This window comes from Microvirga sp. jy35 (assembly GCF_056148915.1).
The window spans coordinates 196069-213300 of sequence record NZ_JBWBEW010000002.1 but is presented as its reverse complement, the minus strand read 5'-3'; the positions used below and the strand labels follow the sequence as shown (position 1 = coordinate 213300).

The 17232-nt window shown below is 60.2% G+C and carries 19 protein-coding genes; 3 read left to right on the top strand and 16 right to left on the bottom strand.

Annotated elements, in window-relative coordinates:
* Positions 1-201 precede the first annotated feature (201 nt).
* Positions 202-537 (top strand): AprI/Inh family metalloprotease inhibitor, encoded by a 336-nt coding sequence (locus tag AC0QTX_RS02715; RefSeq protein WP_474602284.1) that lies wholly within the window; start codon positions 202-204, stop codon positions 535-537.
* 42 nt (positions 538-579) lie between these two features.
* On the opposite strand, the gene AC0QTX_RS02710 is transcribed toward AC0QTX_RS02715, so the two are convergent.
* The 16 genes from AC0QTX_RS02710 to flgB all read right to left on the bottom strand — a co-directional run bounded on the left by AC0QTX_RS02710 (position 580) and on the right by flgB (position 13527).
* Positions 580-1209: a transglycosylase SLT domain-containing protein gene (locus tag AC0QTX_RS02710; protein WP_474602283.1), complete on the bottom strand. Its 630-nt coding sequence runs from the start codon at positions 1207-1209 to the stop codon at positions 580-582.
* The gene (gene fliK, locus AC0QTX_RS02705) at positions 1148-2317 is read right to left on the bottom strand and encodes a flagellar hook-length control protein FliK (RefSeq protein WP_474602282.1); all 1170 of its coding nucleotides are present in this window, start codon (positions 2315-2317) and stop codon (positions 1148-1150) included. Before fliK ends, AC0QTX_RS02710 begins: the two co-directional genes overlap by 62 nt.
* Before the next feature lie 200 nt (positions 2318-2517).
* Positions 2518-3801 (bottom strand): chemotaxis protein MotC, encoded by a 1284-nt coding sequence (locus AC0QTX_RS02700; RefSeq protein WP_474602281.1) that lies wholly within the window; start codon positions 3799-3801, stop codon positions 2518-2520.
* A gap of 5 nt (positions 3802-3806) precedes the next feature.
* On the bottom strand, positions 3807-5030 hold the full coding sequence (locus AC0QTX_RS02695; protein WP_474602280.1) for a MotB family protein: 1224 nt from the start codon (positions 5028-5030) through the stop codon (positions 3807-3809).
* A complete protein-coding gene (locus AC0QTX_RS02690; RefSeq protein ID WP_474602279.1) occupies positions 5027-5680 on the bottom strand; it encodes a hypothetical protein in 654 nt (217 codons plus the stop codon). Before AC0QTX_RS02690 ends, AC0QTX_RS02695 begins: the two co-directional genes overlap by 4 nt.
* Entirely contained in the window at positions 5677-7314 is a 1638-nt protein-coding gene (gene fliF / locus AC0QTX_RS02685) for a flagellar basal-body MS-ring/collar protein FliF (protein ID WP_474602278.1), read from the bottom strand. The genes AC0QTX_RS02690 and fliF overlap by 4 nt, the downstream gene beginning before the upstream one ends.
* A 124-nt stretch (positions 7315-7438) precedes the next feature.
* Positions 7439-8176 (bottom strand): flagellar type III secretion system pore protein FliP, encoded by a 738-nt coding sequence (gene fliP / locus AC0QTX_RS02680; protein WP_474602277.1) that lies wholly within the window; start codon positions 8174-8176, stop codon positions 7439-7441.
* Positions 8177-8234: 58 nt separating this feature from the next.
* The gene (locus AC0QTX_RS02675; protein ID WP_474602276.1) at positions 8235-8744 is read right to left on the bottom strand and encodes a flagellar basal body-associated FliL family protein; all 510 of its coding nucleotides are present in this window, start codon (positions 8742-8744) and stop codon (positions 8235-8237) included.
* Between the two features lie 22 nt (positions 8745-8766).
* Complete coding sequence (flgH, locus tag AC0QTX_RS02670; RefSeq protein WP_474602275.1) at positions 8767-9465, bottom strand: flagellar basal body L-ring protein FlgH; 699 nt, start codon at positions 9463-9465, stop codon at positions 8767-8769.
* Positions 9462-9962, bottom strand: a complete 501-nt coding sequence (locus AC0QTX_RS02665; protein ID WP_474602274.1) for a MotE family protein — start codon at positions 9960-9962, stop codon at positions 9462-9464. The genes flgH and AC0QTX_RS02665 overlap by 4 nt, the downstream gene beginning before the upstream one ends.
* A gap of 8 nt (positions 9963-9970) precedes the next feature.
* On the bottom strand, positions 9971-11068 hold the full coding sequence (gene flgI, locus AC0QTX_RS02660) for a flagellar basal body P-ring protein FlgI (RefSeq protein ID WP_474602273.1): 1098 nt from the start codon (positions 11066-11068) through the stop codon (positions 9971-9973).
* A complete protein-coding gene (flgA, locus tag AC0QTX_RS02655; RefSeq protein ID WP_474602272.1) occupies positions 11068-11532 on the bottom strand; it encodes a flagellar basal body P-ring formation chaperone FlgA in 465 nt (154 codons plus the stop codon). The genes flgI and flgA overlap by 1 nt, the downstream gene beginning before the upstream one ends.
* Before the next feature lie 24 nt (positions 11533-11556).
* Entirely contained in the window at positions 11557-12345 is a 789-nt protein-coding gene (gene flgG / locus AC0QTX_RS02650) for a flagellar basal-body rod protein FlgG (protein ID WP_474602271.1), read from the bottom strand.
* Positions 12346-12357: 12 nt separating this feature from the next.
* Entirely contained in the window at positions 12358-12690 is a 333-nt protein-coding gene (fliE, locus tag AC0QTX_RS02645) for a flagellar hook-basal body complex protein FliE (protein WP_474602270.1), read from the bottom strand.
* 1 nt (position 12691) lies between these two features.
* Entirely contained in the window at positions 12692-13108 is a 417-nt protein-coding gene (gene flgC / locus AC0QTX_RS02640; protein WP_474602269.1) for a flagellar basal body rod protein FlgC, read from the bottom strand.
* Positions 13105-13527 carry a flagellar basal body rod protein FlgB gene (flgB, locus tag AC0QTX_RS02635; RefSeq protein ID WP_474602268.1) on the bottom strand — a complete coding sequence of 141 codons (423 nt, stop codon included), beginning with the start codon at positions 13525-13527 and terminating at the stop codon, positions 13105-13107. Before flgB ends, flgC begins: the two co-directional genes overlap by 4 nt.
* Positions 13528-13784: 257 nt before the next feature.
* Here flgB and AC0QTX_RS02630 point away from each other — a divergent pair, with 257 nt between their 5' ends.
* Both AC0QTX_RS02630 and fixJ read left to right on the top strand, forming a co-directional pair.
* Positions 13785-16610, top strand: coding sequence for a PAS domain-containing sensor histidine kinase (locus AC0QTX_RS02630; RefSeq protein WP_474602267.1), 2826 nt, complete (start codon positions 13785-13787; stop codon positions 16608-16610).
* On the top strand, positions 16576-17196 hold the full coding sequence (gene fixJ, locus AC0QTX_RS02625) for a response regulator FixJ (RefSeq protein WP_474602266.1): 621 nt from the start codon (positions 16576-16578) through the stop codon (positions 17194-17196). Before AC0QTX_RS02630 ends, fixJ begins: the two co-directional genes overlap by 35 nt.
* Positions 17197-17232 lie beyond the last annotated feature (36 nt).

Below are 17232 nucleotides of genomic sequence, written 5' to 3'. Positions count from 1 at the left end.
CTGTCCATAGACGGAGTTGCCATTCAGCAGGCCCATGAGACGACCCATGTCGTTGAAGCGCCTTTGAGCGCCGTCCGGAAAGGCTATGAGGTCCATCTTGAGCCGGAGCTCCCTCCTGGATCGCTTCCAAGCCGGTCGGCGCTTGGCACCGACGTCTACCAGGAGCCTCTTCCCGCATCCGGTTCCCAGGACTCTGCGCCTGTGCAACGCGAGACCAGCCCCGATGCTCAGGCCAGTGCCCCTGGAGTTTTCACGCCGCCTCGTCGCCCATCTTCCTATGCGGGTACATGGAATGCCAATGTCGGATCCGCCTCGTGCCGCATCCAGCTCTCGAGTGTCCCATCGCTGGATCTGTATAGAGCTTCGACACAGGGCTGCTCCAGCGACACCCTCAAGATGGTCAATGCATGGAGCATCCGTGACAACGAGGTCACCCTGTTCTCACGGGGGCAGGTCATCGCCCGTTTGTCAGGCGCCGAGGCGGCTCTGTCTGGTACGCTGAGCGGCTCCAAGACTGAACTGACGATGACCCGCTAGGACGGCTCGCCCTAGCGGGAAAAGTGATCTCGTGGAGGTTTCCTAATCGGCGGAAGCTGTTTGCCCGGGGTTAAGGCCCGGAGCATCCGCGCAGAACGAGCGCGCCCCAGGGGTCCAGGCGCCGAACCCCGTTGCGACCATGTTGGCAATAACACGGCAGACATAGCGCTTCTGCGCCGGATCGTTATTGGGTCCGGCGTGATAACGCGCGACCGCCATGGTCCATGTGTCGTGACGGGTCTTCAGTTCTTTGAGAAAGCGCGCAGCATATTCCACGTTCATGCGCGGGTTCAGCATGCTCTCGATCGTTGGGAACTTCTCGCGGTGGTAGTGATGGTTGATCTGCATGCAGCCCATGTCGACCAGCTTGGCTCCGGACCGGCTCGCCTGCTCGAACTTCTGGATTGCCTCGGCCGCACTGTTCGAGAAGACGGCTTTGCCCTCGACGTTCATAGCATAGGGCTGCAGGCTACCTCGCCTTCCGGTCTCGGTGAGGCCTACGGAATAGAGCATTCCCAGCGGAACGCCATACAAAGCGGAAGCGCGCATCATTTCACGCTCGCACAGCCCTGATTGAGGCTGAGCGACTGCCGATGACACGTGAATGACGCTAGAGGTAAACCCCGCCAGAGCTGCTGCTGCCAACAGTCCCACTCTGCTGCTTCGGCTCATTGCGGATTTCCGTCTCGTCTCGCCCATGCTGTCTGGAGGAATGATTCCGGCCGTCTGCATTGCCTTGGAAGCTTTGGTCTTGCGCACCTGAATGCGGACGCTGGAAGGAATTGCGGTCATGGTTGGTTGTTTCAGCAGTCTGAATGTTGATCACGTCTGGCTTGTAACCAGAAGTTCTCAGCAGGCTGGAGAGTCTTTCGGTATCGTTTCTGAGGAGTTCGGCCGTTTCCTGTTTCTCAACCTGAAGCTCCATTTCCAGGCTGTCGCCGGATAGACGCATCTTGATCGTCACGAGGCCCAGTTCCACTGGATTGAGCTGCAGACTGAGAACCCTGAGAACACCTCCTGAGGCGCGGGCTACGGCAACGCGATGCACGCCGTCACCCGCGAAAGAAGGCTGTTGGAGGCTGGAGACTTCCGACACATCGTCCAGGATCGCTCTGGCCATCTGATGGAGCGTTCCAGCTGGTAGCGAACCGCCATCGGCCTTCTGAACTCCTACGGCAGTTTGTTTCTGCACCTCGGTCCGGTCAGCCAGGCGACCGTGAGAAATTCTGTCGAAGCCCATCTCCTCATCAACCCGACGGGTGCCTGGCGCGTCAGCATCACGGCGCACCGGCTCGTCGCCCAATCGCTGCTGCAGATTGATTGGAGGCTGCCTCGTTGCAACCTCTATGGGTTTCCTGACGCCAAGATCCCTCGAAGAAACTTCGGTCGAAGCCTCGATCGATTCGGCCGGAGCCGTCTCTGGAAGTGCTGCTTCGAAGCCCTCGACGATGGGCCGGAAATGCGTTTCCTGGTTCTGAACCGAAACCGATAGCTTCGGCCCGATGGCAGGGCTCAGGATGGTGTCGGCCGTTGCATCTGAGGTCAGCAGCGGAAGCATCGAAGAAGCGCCGTTGCGCATCTCCGGATCGGCATCGCCGCTTGCACCGCTCTGCGGCAGGATGCGAGGCAGAAGGCTCTCAAGAACGGAATAGGCTTGACTTCCTGCCGAGGGGACGGCCGTTCCCGCACTGGTCCCGTCCGGCGAGGTGGCCGAGAGCAGAGCCTCTAATGCTGTCGTGTCGACTGGAGGCGATTCCGCTGCCTGCTCGGTCAGGTTCAACAGATTATCATCCGGAAAAGGATCCACGCTCTCCCGACCCTGCTCCCGCGAGAGACCTTCGAGCACAGTGTCGAACCCCGTCACCCCGCTCCCGGAGCCTTTACCACCCTGCCGAGCATCGGGAGCGGAGGAGAGACCGCGCGGCGTCTGCGTCGAGTCGGCGGGACGCGGCGGTGTCTGAGACATGAGATCGAGACGGTTCATTGAGTTACGGACGCCTGATTCTTGATTAACCTGTCGACGCGGCTCAAGGCGTCACGGGCTTTGGATAGGGCCTGAAGCTGTTCCAGCCCTTGCGCTGGAACGGTCAGGTCCGCGGTCCTCTCGGGGGCTGCCTTGGAGGGCAAGGGCTTCTCCTTCTCGGCCAGACCAGGAGGCGCGCCCGGCATCGTCTGAATGTGGTTGGCCATTGCGATGGCTGAATCCAGCAAAGCCACGTCGCTCGCAGGAAGAACTGACCGGTCGAGTTGGCGAAGTTCTTCGGCTGCCGCTTTGATACTCTCAGGCGAAGTGATCATGGAGGCCGCACGATAGAGCCTTGCGCGGACGGCGCTAGACCTATCGCCCTCCACCAGTTCCTGGGCTTTCTCCGCCAGCAGGCGAGCGGATTTGGTAAATCCCTGGTCGACGGATGCGCGGGCAGCAAGAAGGTAAAGATCGCGTCGCGCCTCGGGTTCAAGCTCTTGCATCATAGCGACAAAGCCGTCGAACCGGGACTTGTCCTGACCGAAGTCTATCCGTGTCGAGGCAGAAGCGAGACGTTGCCGGAAGTTGCCTGCATAAACCGAGTGCCGGAAGCGCCGGAGGTAATTTGCTGCGAGATACTGAAACTTTTCGATGTGGTCCGTCTGGCTTGCAATGAAGACCTGCCGTCTCAGCGCAGCCTCTTCAAAAAGCGTGCCTGGCGCCTGGAGCCGCACGAAGTCAAGCAGTTCATCGGATTTCGCAGGATCCTTCCGGACGACGAGTGCCGACTGAACCAATGCCAGCTGCGCGCTCATGGTCGGTGGAAAGGTGCGCGGGTCCAGGGACACGAGGGCATTGTATGCGGTCTCTTCCCGGCCCTCGACATAGGCGAGAGCGCCTTCGACGAGAGGCCTGTCATTCTCTGCGACCACGGAGGAACCCAATTCCAGAAGCTTCCGCAAGAGCCCAGGATTGCCGCCGCTGAGAACGAACAACACGGCGGCATGAACGTTCTTGCCGTTCTGCCAGACCTCCGGCGCCAGCTCCATGAAACGAATATCCAGAACACCCAACAAGCCTCTTTGAGCGACATGAGCCTCCGTCGAGCCCGTTGCGATCTGATCCTGCATCAGGTGCAGCGTGCGCACCATCTGGAGGGGGCTGGGAACAGCCAAAGGTCTGGGCTCCTCGACAGCAGGCTTCGGCGCAGCCTCGACAGGGCGGCCGCTCTCGTTCGCAATGCCATGCGTAGTGAGGAGCGAAATCATCCCGAAAGCAGCGAGCAGGCGTAATCTCACCGTCATTACTCCTGCAGAAGAATCTCGACTCGGCGGTTCTGGTCGGCATTCGGATCGGACGGGATCTTCGGCTCCCGGTCTGCATGCCCCTCGACGCGTACGATCCTCTTCTCATCCAAGCCTCCTCGCACGAGCATGTACAAGGCCATCTGGGCTCTGGCATGGGACAGGCGCCAATTGTCGTAATTGGCCGATTTGAAGGGGCGAGCGTCGGTGTGACCACGGATCACGATCTTCCCCGGGCGCGCCTGCAGGATCTTGGCGATTTCAGCCATGGCGCGCACGACCTTGGCGTGCGGCTCGGCGGAGCCGAGCGCGAACATCGTGAAGTCGAAATCGTCCGTGAGGCTGATGAGCGTCCCGGCGCCTGTCCGGCGGACCTCGATATGCGGTTGAGGCGTCACGTCTTTTGTCGGCTGAACGGCCTTGAGGATCTCCCGCTTCAGCTCCGCCGCCTTCTGGTCGGCGGCGTTCACCTCCGCGGCATTCTGTTCTGCAGGGGAGCCGAGAGCCGACGAAGGCGCAGCCCGGCCCTCTGCGGATGCCGTACCGCCTGAAGGCGCCTGCTGTTGCGTCTTGTGACCTGCCTGCGGCTTTTCGCTCGAGGATGCGATTGCATCGATGATGGCTTTGGACGGCGCCGACGGCGCCGTACCGGGCTTCAACGGCGTGTCGGTCTTCATTTCCTCGACGGGCGCGACCTGCCAGTAGAGCGGATCGAATGGATCGCGGAAAGCTTCGCCGGCCTTCAAACCAGGCACGTCGCTCTCACCAGGAGTGACGTCCGCGCCGAGTGTGTCGTGCGGCGTTGCCTCGACCTCGTCTGCGATTCGGGCGAGCACGGCGTAAGGATCCTGGAACAAGGCCCCTTCCTTGAACCGAGGCTTCTGCAATTGGTGGGACTTCCCGCCTGTTCCCTCGCCGCTGCCCTTCTCTTTACCGTCCTTCGTATTGTCGGTCTCCTTATCGGGCGGCACATTCTGCGGGTCGTCGAGTCCCTTCTTGTTTGGGGACGATTCCGCAAGCTGCACTGGGTTGAAGTAGTTGGCTACGCCGCTGCGCGTCTCCTCATCCGTCAGGCTGATGAGCCACATGACAAGAAAGAAGGCCATCATGGCGGTCATGAAATCGGCATGAGCGATCTTCCACGCTCCGCCCTTCACGACATCCTCGTCGTCACCGCCTCTCCTGACGATGACGATTTCCTGCTTATCCGATTTTGACATCATGGCTCAGCTTTCAAAACCCGCTCGAGTCGATCCGACCAAGCACGCAGCTGGGTCTGAACAGTCGTGTCACGGGTGGTGACGCTCACCTCGACATAGTCGCCCGGAAGAAAATCGATCACAGCGCTGTGGGGGCCGAGACTCTCTTTCAGCACCAGCAATAGATCCTTGGGGCCCGCGATCTTCATCGGCCCGGTCTCCTCACCAAGGAGAAGAGTGGCGAGCACTTCCTTAAACTCGACGATGCTCTGCTGCCGGAAGGCTTCAGAAACGAAAGGCCTCAGAACGTTGGCCACTCTCTCAGACAGCATGGTTTCGATCCGGCCGAGACCTTCCACGATCAACGTCGAGAGCTGTCCGGCCTGCTGCTCAGCCCAGATTACCCGCTGGGCCGCCAATTCCTCGTCGCAGCGTGCCTTTTCGGCCGCAACTGCCTCCTCAAGCTGCTGCCGGGCACTCTCCCTCTCCTCAGCCCTCACCTTCGCTTCGAGAGCTTTGGCGAGTTCGGCCTGCCGGTCCACCGCCGGCGGTGGCGGCGTGAGGTCGGGTTCAGCCGCAACCTTGACGGAGCGCAGAATCCCAATTCCCACTGGTTCCCTGCGGGGCGCTGGCGAGAAATCCTCAAGCAGGCTGGCGATCGCTCCAGGCATCATGCGGCCTCCCGCCCGAGCCACTGCTTCAGCACGGCAGCGGCATGCTCTTCGCTGAGCTCAATGATCTGCTCAAGCTTGCGCTGTGGAGTACGAGGCATCTCGATGAGGTTCTGCTCCTCCCGTTCGAGAGCGGCCTGAAGCGCCTGCCTTCCATTCTCATTCTCAGCCTCCTCGGCCTCCGCGGCAGCCAGAGCAGCCGCCTGCTCGCGCTGAAGCTCGAGTTCAGCCTGATGGCGCGCCATCAGCATTCTCACGGCAGGGCGCAGGCCGAACCAGATCATCATTGCGCACAGAGCCAGAATGGTAAGGGCATTCACGACCGTGCCGAACTGGCGCATCAGGATCTCGGTCAGCGACGGGCCGGGTACTGGCTGCAGCATGCCGCCATCGTCGACGAAGCTCACAGCCGCGACCTTGATCTGGTCGCCTCGCATCTTGCTGAAGCCGGTAGCCGAAGACACCAGCTGCTCGATCTCCGTCATCTTCGCGTCCATCTCTGCAGGAGTGGCATTCTCGCCCAGCAGGGAGGCGATCCGGGATTTATTCACCAGCACGGCAACGGAGAGGTTCTTGATCTGGTAGCCGTCGCTGATGGTCTGGATCGTTTTCGAGGAGATCTCATAGTTGGTGAGTTCCTCGCGACGCTGGTTGTCTTCGCTCGAGCTGTCCCCCGACTCGGCGCGGACGTTCTCGTCAGGCAGATTCTGCTGAACGGTCGTCGGTTTCTGTCCGCTCCTGTTCTGCGCGACTTCCGTCTCCTTGACCGTGCGGACCGAGCGCTCGACCTTCGATTCGGGGTTGAAGATCGTCTCGCTGGTGTTGACCTTGTCCGTGCTCAGGCGAGCCGCGACACTGATCTCGAAATTGCCTGTGCCAAGGTAGGGTGCCAGGGTGCGGCGAACGTTGTCCTGGATCTCCAGACCCACTGTCTTCTCAAGGCGGGCCATCTTGCCTGTCGAAGCATTGGCGGCATCATCCCCGGACATCAGAAGAGTGCCGTCAGTGTTCATGACGGTCACCTTGTCGACGGCCATGCCTGGGATGGCGGCTGCCACGAGGTGCCGAATCGCCTGGGCCGCCGTTGCATCATCAGCCGGCGAGGTGCGGATGACCACGGAGGCGGAAGGCACCTGCTGTTCACGGCGGAAGGAGCCGCGATCCGGAAGAACGATGTGGACGCGGGCAGCCTTGATTCCCTTCATGCCCTGAATGGTGCGTGCCAGCTCGCCTTCGAGGGCACGAACTTTCGTGACCTCCTGCATGAAGGAGGTCAGGCCGAGTGAACCGAGATCGTTGAAGAGCTCGTAGCCGGATTTCGTGCTGTGCGGCAGCCCCTTCTCGGCCAGCAGCATTCTAGCGGCAGCCGTGTTGCCGTAGCTGACTAGGAGAGCCGTTCCGTCGGCGCTGACGTCGAAGGGAATGCCCGCGTCCTTGAGAACGGCGCCCATTCGGCCGACATCTTCCCGGTCGAGGCCCGTGTACAGGGTCTCCTGCGCCGGACGGCTGAGGTAATAGGCTCCGACGCCGACGGACAGGAAGACAGCAAGGCCGATGGCGGCCAAGGCAGCCAGGCGACGTGGGCCCAGCAGCAGCAAACTACTCCAGAGTCTTTCGGCGTGTTGACGACCAGGCATGAGGAATCTCGGTACTGATAGAAGTTATCGAGACTACTTTTGCGTCGCCAACCTTGTGCGAAGGTTGCTGCCTCTCAGAGTTTGCTCAATTCGTTGGTGGGGAGCTTGCCGCGCCAGGTGGAAATCAAAAGTAGGAGCGCACCAAGCCGCTCACGAGGATGTTCCAGCCGTCGATCAGGACGAAGAAGAGGATCTTGAACGGCAGGGCCAGGACGGTCGGGGGCATCATCATCATGCCCATTGACATCACCAGGGTGGCGACGATCATATCGATCACGAGAAACGGGAGAGCGATCAGGAACCCGATCTCGAAACCGCGCCTCAGTTCGGAAATCATGAAGGCTGGAATCAGGATGCGCAGGTCAATCTTCTCGCCTTCCTCGGGCTTGGGATAATTGACGGCAGCCAGATCGCTGAACATCTGGAGATCCTTCGGCCTGACATGCGTCAGCATAAAATCCCGGAACGGCTCCGTGGTTTTGGTGAAAGCCTCCGTCTCGGTGATTCGGTTCTCCGTCAGCGGTCGAACACCCTCATTCCATGCCTTGTCGAAGGTCGGGCCCATGACGAAGAAGGTCATGAACAGGGATAGGCTGATCAGGAAGATATTGGCCGGCGTGCTCTGGAGACCAAGCCCCGAGCGCAGGAACGAGAAGGCCACGACGAATCTGGTGAAGCTCGTCACCATGATCAGAAGACCCGGCGCGAGAGACAGCACCGTCAGGAGCACGACAAGCTGAATGATGCGTCCGCTGACGGCGCCCTCCCCGGAAGGAAGCAGAGCCTGGAGATCCGCCAATTGGGCATTGGCGCTTGATGCCAGCAGAATGAATGCGCCGGTCAGGATAAGGCGGAGAGGCATGGCAATGGTCTTTCGGGAGAATGAACTGGCGGTTTGAAAACTCAGACTGCGTTCGCACCTACTGGACGATAAGGGTTTCGAGAACAAGCTCCTGGACGGCACCCTTCGAGCGCAATTTGACGCGCTCGTTGAGATCCTCCCTGAGATGGAGAAGGCCGCTCGGCCCTTGGATCTGCGCTAGCGACAGCGTGCGGAGGTAGGCCAGGATATCCTGTCGGATCTCACCGGCCATCACGTCGGGATTCTGCCCCTCGCTCATCTTGTAGACGATGGAAGCCTCCACCCTCACCCAATCCTCGGCCGAGGCGGCGAGATTCGTCACGACCGGGGCGAGCTTCTTGATCCCGATGTCGCCGGCATAAGGACTTGCGACTTCAGTCTTTTCAGGCAGAGCCTTGTACTTCTCTTCGACCCGCTTCTCGATGCCGGAGACCATCACCAGCCCGAACCCACCTCCGATTGCCGCCGAGAGCAGGGTCAGGAGGCCGAGCGTCAGGATCCATCTCAACGATCCCTCCCGGGCCGGTGCGCTGCCGGCTGGAGCCGGAAGTTCCAGTGCCTTGGCCATGTTTCTGATCCTCGTATTCTGGCTAGAAGGGGGTCAGAACATCGAACAGCTGCTGCCCATAGGCAGGCTGCTGGACTTCCATGAGGCGCCCGCGTCCGCCATAGGAAACCCTGGCCTCGGCGATCTTGTCGTAGCTGATGGTGTTCTTCGGCGAAATGTCGCGGGGCCGCACGATGCCGGCGATGTTGAGCACGCGAACCTCGTAGTTCACGCGTACCTCCTGCGAGCCGCTGATCACCACGTTGCCGTTCGGCAGCACCTCGTTGACGATCGCGGCAACCGACAGGCGCAGCTTCTCGGAGCGATCAATGGTCCCCTGCCCTTTCGAGTCGGATGAGGAGTTGATTCCGGCATCCGCCGTGCCATCCGCATTCCAGCCTTTGAAAGAGAACGCATAGTCGAGACCGGCGCCCACCGAGGATCGCCTCGACCGGTCACTGGCGTTCTCGAACTCCGCCTTATCGTCGATCTGGATGTTCACCGTCACGATGTCGCCCACCTGCCGGGCCCGTGGGCTGGTGAAGAGATCGGCGCTGGCATTGCTCCAGGTAGAATTGGCGGCCGACGGTCCGGTACCCTTGAACAGGTGCGGGAGCGGCTCGCGCTGGACGGCAATACCCGAGCCGACGGGCGTCATGCCTGGCTCACGCCCCAGATCCTCCGGTCTTGTCGCGCAGGCGGCAAGGAAACACAGGCCGACAATGGCAATGAGATGATTCAATTTTGCCTCACGAGGTTCTTTTCGCGCTTGGGAGCGTCGGTGATGACATTGGCCAGCTGGGCAGCGCGCGCCGGCTCCATCTCGTTCAGAACCGCGCTTGCGGCACGTGGATTGAGCTTGGCGATGACGGCTGCCGCGATCTCTTCATCCATATTCATGAGCTGGAGAGCCGCCGCGTCCGGACGCATCCGCGAATAGATCATGACGATTGTCTCGTCAGCTTTCTCCAGAACCTCGTTGCGGCGCTTGAGCCATTCCTCGTACTCGGCGCGCTTTGCCTCCAGGACCTTGATGCGGCCCTCGATTTCCTTTTCCATATCGGCAAGGGCCTGCTTCTGCAGCGCAAAGCGCGCATCCGAGGCCGCATCGGCGATATTGGTGCAAAACTGGCTGTTCTTAGGGGACGCATTCGCGTCCTGGGCCTTAACGCCGCCGGATGCCATGCTCCCCAGGATCAGGCCGCAGGCTGCCATTCGCCGCCACTTCTGACGCGTCATGTGAGAGATCATTGGATCACCAACTCCGCTTGAAGAGCTCCTGCGGTCTTGACCGCCTGGAGGATCGCGATGACATCGGACGGCTTGAGACCCATCTGGTTCAACCCTTTGACAAGGGTCTGCAGATCCGAGCCCCGGACGATCGCGAGGGGCACACGCTCTTCCGCTGCCGTGATCTGCGTGCGCGGCACCACCACTGTCTGACCCATCGAGAACGGATCCGGCTGCGAGACTTCGGGCGTCTCCGTCACACGGATCGTGAGAGCCCCATGAGTGATCGCCACCGTCGAGATCTGCACGTTCTTTCCGATAACGACCGTTCCGGTCCGTTGATCGATGACGATTCGCGCAGGCGTATCGGGCCGGATCTCCAGATCGCCGAGTTCGGCGATGAAGCGGGTTGCTGCGATGTTCTTCGGCTTCTGCAGCACGACTGTCCGGAAGTCCCGGGGAGACGCGACGCGGAAGCCGAAACGCTGCTGGGCATACTGGTTGATCGCATCGGTGATCAGCGTCGCCGTCTTATAGTCAGGGTTCTTGAGCTCGAACGCCAGCCCACCGACGGCATCGAAGCCCCCTTGGACCTCACGCTCGATCAATGCGCCGTTCGGAATGCGTCCGGCCGTTGCAACCCCGGAGGTCAAGGTCTCGGCCTGCCCTTGCGCGGAGAAACCGGACACTGCGATGGCGCCCTGGGCAACCGCGTAGACCTGGCCGTCGCCGCCTTGCAAAGCGGTCAGCATGAGGGTGCCGCCTTTCAGCGACGTCGCATCACCCATGGATGTGACGGTCACGTCGATTCGCGACCCGGTGCCGACGAAGGGCGGCAGGTCGGCCGTGATGATGACGGCTGCGACGTTGCGGGTGCGCAGGTTGATGTCGCGAACATTCACGCCCATGCGGTCGAGCATGGATTGCAGGGACTGCTCGGTGAACTGGGAGTTGCGGAGGGTGTCGCCGGTTCCCTGCAGGCCCATGACGAGGCCATAGCCGATCAGCTGGTTGTCCCTGACGCCCTGAACCGATGCCACGTCCTTGATGCGCGTGGCAGCCTGAACCTGACCTGCGAGCAGGGCGGCGAAGAGAAAGAGGAAAACGCGAAGCATCAATAGACTCCAATCCGGACCCGGCCGTCGGCCTGAACCCGTCCGGTGATGACCCGACCGCTGTCGACGTTCTTGACCTGGATCGTCTCGCCCATGGTGCCGGACTGCAAGGGAACGCCGACTCCCATGATCGAGAGCCCGCCTTCCTCGAATACGATCTGAGCCTGAACGCCACGCGTGACGAGCTTAGGGTTGTCGACGGCGTTCATCGGAATCGGCTCGCCTGGCAGAAGGGTTCGGCGCGCCATCTTTCCAGCTAAGACGCGGGGCGACTCCACGACTGCCGTACGGTAGCGGTAGTTCTCCGGGAAAGCCCTATCCTTGAGCATCGACTCCTGGATCGTATCGCCCACATAGATGGTCACGGCTGGAACCGGCAGGATACGCTCCTCCGCCATCGCAACATGCAGCATTCCGATGTTTAGCATCGTTGCGGCGAGAGTGAGCTTGACGATGTGCTTCATAATGGGATCACTCGGATACCGCTTTTAGCGGATGCCTTTTGAGACGGTTCCGGCCATGTCGTCCGCGGCCTGGATGACCTTGGAGTTCATCTCGAAAGCGCGCTGGGCCGAAATCAGATTCGTGATTTCCTTGATCGGATCCACGTTCGAGGCTTCGAGGTATCCCTGATGGATCTTTCCGTAACCGGGATCGGACGGAATGCCCACAGCCGGAGCGCCTGAGGCCAGAGTCTCACGGTAGTAGTTTCCGCCGAGAGGCTCCAGGCCTGCATCGTTGGCGAAGTTCGCAAGGGTCAACTGGCCCAGGTTCTGAGGCTGAGCCTCCCCAGCGATCTTCGCGAAGATCTCGCCTGACTCATTGATCGTCACGTCGAGCGTATTCGGCGGAACGAGGATGGGCGGATTGAGGGTGTAGCCGTCGAGGGTGACGAGTTGTCCATCGCCGTTCTTGTTGAATGATCCTGCACGAGTATAGACAATCTCGCCACTCGGTGCGTTCACCTGAAACCAACCGCGTCCGTTCAGGGCAAGATCGAACTGGTTCGAGGTGTTCGTCAGGGAGCCCTGCCGGTGGAGGTTGCGGATGGCCGCCGTCTTCACGCCGAGACCCAGCATAGCCCCTTCAGGCACAGGGCTCGAGCCTGCCTGGTTCGGGATCGCCTGAGAACGCTCGGTCTGATAGAGCAGGTCCGTGAACTCCGCCCGTGCCGCCTTGAAGGCAGTTGTATTGACGTTCGAGATGTTGTTGGCGATCACCTCGACATTCAGCTGCTGAGCATTCATTCCCGTAGCAGCAATCGCAAGCGCTCTCATTGTCTTATCCCCTTAGATCGCCATCCGTGCGATTTCCTGATAGGCCGCAACCACCTTGTCACGGATGGCGATTGCAGTCTGAAGTGTCTGTTCGGCCGACATCACTGCCTCGACCACCTGCTGCACCGAGGCCTTTCCCTGGATGCCCGCAATAGACGCGGCTTCGCCCGCCTTCATCGTGTCGACGGCAGACGTGGCCACTTGAGCCATCATGTCGCTGAAGCTCACTGGCGACGCGCCGGCGGCGGCTCCTGCCGGCGGCTGCATCGTGCCGAACGCTGGAACAGCAGTGACCGCCGCAGGACTGTCAATCATTGAAGAGATGGAGGATACGGCGCTGATCATATCAGCCTCTCATGAGATCAATTGTTGCGGAGATCATGGCTCTCGCCTGCTTCATCATCTGCAGGTTGGCCTGATAGGAACGATTGGCTTCCCGCATGTCGGCCATTTCGATCAGCATGTTCACGTTCGGTTTCTTGACCATGCCGTTCTCATCGGCAGCCGGGTTGCCGGGATCATACTCGACCGGGAAAGGAGCCTCGTCTTGGCCGACATCCTTCACCGACACCGAAGCCGCGCCCAGTGTCCGGTCGAGCTCGGAGCGGAAGGTGATCGTCTTGCGCGAATAGGGGTCTGACCCTGGGGTCCGCCCGGTGGAATTCGCATTTGCGATATTCTCAGACACCACCCGCAAACGCGCGGACTGTGCTTCCAGGCCAGCGCTGGACAGCTTACCGGAAGCAATCAAAGGATCTATCATGACGGGGTCCTCACGCTAGTCAGCAGCATTCTGTGGAATGACTTGACGATGCTCGTGTTCAGGGAGTGCTGGCGATTGACCTCGCCTGCCTTGATGAGCTCCTGCTCAAGGCTCACGGAGTTCTTCGAGTAGACCGTGTCCCAGCTCTCGGACTTCTTCACCTTCGTTGCTTCAACACGCGATTGAGGAATCCCGATATGTCCGTTGTCCGTCGCCGCCATGACCAGCTTGGTCTTGTCGAGAACATCGGCGAAAGGCTCCACGTCCCGGGCGCGATAGCCGGGAGTATTGGCATTCGCGACATTGCCGGAAATTGTTGTCTGGCGCGCGGCAAGCCATTGAGCCTGTCGCGATGCCAGATCGAACAGATAGACAGGTGCCGTCACAGGAATCTCCGAGCAAACATGGTAAAGAGGCATTTAAGCCGCTAACCTTGCACGAGGCTGACTTGGCCTCTGCGGATGTCAGTACGGCTGGAGCCGGAGGCTAAAGTGCGTCTTCAAACGCATGAGACCTGCGGCTCAGAGCAGATCGTTGAAACTCTGTTCCGAAAACTCTGATTTATTACTGAATTACATTGCGCTTGTGAGCGCTACCATGTCGCATTCGAATCAGTTGCTTTTCGACCAGCTATCCTCATGAAGAGCGCGGTCGCCGGAACACTCTTCAATGCCACATGAGCATATCCGGTTTGCCGATTTGCACGATCAATTGCCAATACGTTAAAAACCTGCAAGCAACGCAGCTCTTGGGTTGGGGGGTCATGACTCATACATCTGCGTTCAAGGATCTTGTCAGCGGGCCTGCGTCTCACGCGAGCCCCGATCCTGCCTGCGTTCTTAATGCCATAGTCGATTTCGCCCTGATCACTCTCGATCAGGATGGAAATGTTATATCTTGGAATATGGGCGCAGAGCGCATCTATGGCTGGCGATCGGATGAGATCCTGAACCGCCACTTTTCCCTTCTCTATTCATCGGATGCGCAGCTTCGCGGGAAGCCCCTGCAGGATCTCAACACAGCCGCCGCTTCCGGGCACTCAGCCGACCAAGTCCGCTGTAGGACAAAGGATGGCATCCACATCCTGTGCCGATTGACGCTTGATGCGCTTCGCACCGGAGACGATGAAAAGCCCAGCTTCGTCCTCACCGCCCGCGACATCAGCCGCTTCATGGCTGCGGAAGCAGCCTTGAAAACTCAGGAGGAGCGTTACCGGGCCCTCATCGAGGCAAGCTCCGCGATCGTCTGGCGTGCAGATGCCAGTGGGATGATCATTGACGGCGCTCTGAGCTGGGACACACACCCCTCCCTACCGTCTGAGAGCGGCGGAGACTTTGCCTGGCTTGATGCCGTTCATCCCGAAGATCGAGAGCGCGTGACGGCAGCCTGGCTGGAAACCCTGGCTTCAGAGGAAACGGGGACCAATGAGTATCGAACTCTTGCGCCGGACGGCGAATATAGCTGGGTCCTGATGAGAGCCGTCCCCCTTCTCGATGCCGATGGCGCAGTTCAGGAGTGGATTGGTACGGTCACGGACATTCATGAGCAGAAGTTGGCTGCTGAGCGGTTGCGACGAAGCGAGGAGCAGTACCGCGCACTCATCGAAGCCAGTTCCGCGATCGTCTGGCGTGCGGCGACGGACGGTGCGATTACCAAAGTCTGGGGCTGGGAAGCCTTCAGCGGCCAGTCCAACGAGAATTACACGGGTTTCGGTTTCTTGGATACCGTGCATCCGGACGACCGGAAGAAGCTCACCGCCCAGTGGCAGGTCATCCGTGCGGCAGAAGAGCCCGGCATGCTCGAATACCGCGTCCGGCGCCTCGACGGCAAATATCGCTGGATGCTGGCCAGGGCAGTCCCGCTGCTCAACGAAGATGGTCAAGTTCAGGAATGGGTGGGCACCGTCACGGACATCCACGATCAGCGCCGGGCGGAGATGAGGCTGCGCAGCAGCGAGGAAAGGCTGCGCCTGGCCATCGAAACCACAGCCCTTGGCATCTGGGATCAAGACCTTGTCACCGGCAGGCGCCAGTGGATGCCTGAGGCGCGGCAGATCCTTGGTTTGGCGCCGGATGTGACCATCACGCGCGAAGTCATTCTCGACTGCGTCCACCCCGATGATCGTGAGCGAATGGCGAACACCTTCTACGATGATCAGCCGGGCAGCGACCTGACCTACAGCGGCAGTTTCAGGATCATTCGTGCCGACACCGGTGTAGAACGCTGGGTTACGGCGATCGGCCGCACCCTGGTCGATGATGACGGCCGTCCCATTCGCAAGATCGGAACGGTTCAAGACATCACGGAACGCAAGCTGGCCGAGAATGCCCTGCGCTCGAGCGAAGAGCGCCTGCGTACGAGCGAGGCGCATCTTAGGTCCATTCTCGAGACTGTCCCAGACGCGATGGTCGTGGCCGACGAGAGCGGCATCATTCAGTCCTTCAGCGCGACAGCCGTGAACATGTTCGGCTACCAGCCCGAGGAAATCATTGGCACTAACGTCAAATTCCTGATGCCCCTGCCCTATCGCGAGCAGCATGACGGCTACATCCGCCGTTATCGCGAGACGGGAGAACGACGCATCATCGGGAGCGGACGCGTGGTGGTCGCCCAGCGCAAGGATGGCTCAACCTTTCCGATGGAGGTTCAGGTCGGCGAGATGGAATCGGAAGGAGAGCGCTTCTTCACGGCTTTCATCCGCGATCTGACGGAACGCCAGCGTACCGAGACCCGGATGCAGGAGTTGCAATCCGAACTCGCCTACATGTCTCGGTTCACCGCTTTGGGCGAGATGGGCTCGACGTTGGCCCATGAAATCAATCAACCCCTGACGGCCATCACAAGCTACCTGAAAGGATGTGGCCTCATCCTCAGTAACGTTGAAGGCGACAAGATATCCCTCGTCCGCCATGCCGTTAACGAGGCCGCCGAGGAGGCCCTGCGCGCCGGAGAGGTAATTCGGCAATTGCGGGAGTTCGTGTCCAGGGGAGGAAGCGAGCACCAGATCGAGGCGCTCCAGCGTCTCGTCGAGGAAGCCAGTGCCCTGGCTCTGGTGGGCGCCAAGGAAGAAGACGTAAAGGTTGAATACGACTTTCCGTCCGAGAATCCGCTGGTCTTTGTAAACCGCGTACAGATCCAGCAGGTGCTGCTCAATCTGATCCGCAATGCCATCGAAGCGATGCAGGAGGCGGACCGGCGCGAACTGCTGATCAAGGCTCAGCCTGTGCCAGCGGAGTCCATGGTCCAGGTCAGTGTCCAGGACACGGGTTCAGGGATTGCGCCGGAGGTCTTGAAGAACCTTTTCAAGCCCTTTACCACGACGAAACGAAGCGGCATGGGCGTGGGGCTCTCGATCAGCCGGACGATCGTGGAGTCCCATGGCGGCAAGATCTGGGCTGTGTCGATCCCTGGTGAAGGCACCACCTTTCATTTTACCCTCAGAACCGTCGACAAGGAGGACATGGCCAGTGTCGAACACGCCGATCGTGTATGTGGTGGATGATGACGTCGGAGTGCGAAAGGCTCTCTCCTTCCTGCTGGTGTCGGCTGGCCTGAACGTTCGTCTGTATGAATCCGCCAAAGCCTTTCTCGACGAGGTCAACGATCCAGGGCGATGCTGCATTGTAACAGATGTGCGGATGCCCGGCATCGACGGCTTGGAGTTCATTCGGCGCCTCAATGGGCGTGGGCTGAATGTTCCTGTAATCGTCATGACTGGCCATGCGGACATTCCGCTCGCCGTGGAAGCCATGAAGGCAGGGGCCATCGATTTCCTCGAAAAGCCATTCCGGGAGGACCGCTTCCTGGAGGTTGTCCGCTTTGCGCTTGTCTGCGACGAGAAAAGCGTTCGCAGAAACCAGGAGCTTCTTCGAACCCAGGCGCGGCTGCAGTCGCTCTCACAGCGGGAGCGGCAAGTGCTCGATGGCTTGGTTGCCGGCAAAGCCAACAAGATGATTGCTCACGAGTTGAACATTAGCATCCGCACAGTGGAGATCCATCGGTCGAATGTCATGGCGAAGATGGAAGCCAAGAGTCTCTCCGAGCTGATCCGCATGGCCCTGTTCCTAGAGGTCACAACAGGAAACTGACCAAACCAGCAGGCGAACTGAAGCTCAGGCTTCTGC